The sequence below is a fragment of the Virgibacillus byunsanensis genome (assembly GCF_042675965.1).
GTDB classification, from domain to species: domain Bacteria; phylum Bacillota; class Bacilli; order Bacillales; family Amphibacillaceae; genus Virgibacillus_R; species Virgibacillus_R byunsanensis.
Genome location: NZ_JBHTKJ010000056.1, coordinates 1 through 1,274 on the forward strand (window position 1 = coordinate 1; position 1,274 = coordinate 1,274).

The window sequence follows — 1,274 nt, forward strand, 5'->3', positions numbered from 1 at the left end:
GGATTGCAGGCTTGCCTAATTATATCAAGGCTTACTTGCCTATTTCAGTCTGCGAAAGTTGAGTTATTAAGAAAGGATTGATGATGTTATGAAGGAAAAGGTTGATAAGGTGGTGGAATTTGCACAATCCGAATCTAAAGCCAAGAAATTTAGTCATATCTACCCTATTTCTGATGAAGTAAAAGGGGTAATGCTAAATGAAGTTTATGGGGATTTTACAAAGTATGTATTGGTTCGGAACTACAGTGAGTTTCAGTCTATATTGAAGGAATATGTAGATAGCCATTACCTAAGAGTAGAGAAGCGGGAAGCACTAGAGCAAAATTTATTTTGGTGGCGAGTACTATACGATTCGAATCAGAATAGTGAAATGAGTTGTGTAGAGAGCTATATTTCAGAAAATTACCACAGGCTTAGAAATAAGTCTTTAATTACATCCTGGCTAAGAGAATGGGATAGGGTGATGCCTAAATTTTATTATGTTGGGTATAAGTATAATGATCGAGTCCTAGTAGTTGTTGATATCCTGACAGAAGAAACGCTAGATGTAATTGTCTATGATCCGCTCGCTATTCCACCTAAAAAAGGGGAGATAGTCATGGGGACATTAATCCCTTTGGGTGATGCTTTATATTTCCCGATTATCGACTTTTACCATTTCGATGTTGAGGCAAGTGAGGATATAGCAAAACACATACACCACTATTTTGACATACATTTGAAAACTTCTACAATGCATGAGGCATTTATCCACGTATTGTCCGTTGCACTCCAAATAGAGCGACTTGTCTTGATGGAAAGTCAGGAAAACGTGTCCTCTAAATAAATTTTCTTCCAAGCAAGGCTTTTTACTTCCTATAATACCCTTAGTGTGTTCGAATGTTATTCTTGCTAGTCGTGTTGCTGTGTTGATATTATTTCAAGTATCCATTAATAAAAAATATGGAAAAATCATTTTCATGTACAAATTAAAGTAATTAGGCAATGATAAATCCTTATTGTCGCCTAATTTAACTAACGAATCCAAAATATTTTTTTTAATTAACATCGAATGATTAAAAAATAAATTATATAATCCCTAGATGGTATTGTCGAAATAACAAAAATTATATATTTATTATCTATAGAACAATAGTGTCAAAATTAAAGATGATTTCTATACAACAATTAACATCTGATAAAGTCTTTATTTATTTTACTAAACTACTACCTGAATTATTCATACTTCCAAGTTAAGGCATAAACTGAAATTAAAGCTAAGCACTTTTTGCTTT

The 1,274-nt window shown here is 32.9% G+C and carries 1 protein-coding gene; it reads left to right on the forward strand.

What is annotated here, in order from left to right:
- The first annotated feature begins 88 nt into the window (after positions 1–88).
- A complete protein-coding gene (locus tag ACFQ3N_RS16875) occupies positions 89–826 on the forward strand; it encodes a hypothetical protein (RefSeq protein ID WP_390363763.1) in 738 nt (245 codons plus the stop codon).
- The last annotated feature ends 448 nt before the right edge of the window (positions 827–1,274 follow it).

Bases quoted from the DNA above. Each gene is read 5' to 3' on its own strand.
- ACFQ3N_RS16875 (WP_390363763.1), top strand. From the start codon at position 89: ATGAAGGAAAAGGTTGATAAGGTGGTGGAATTTGCACAATCCGAATCT.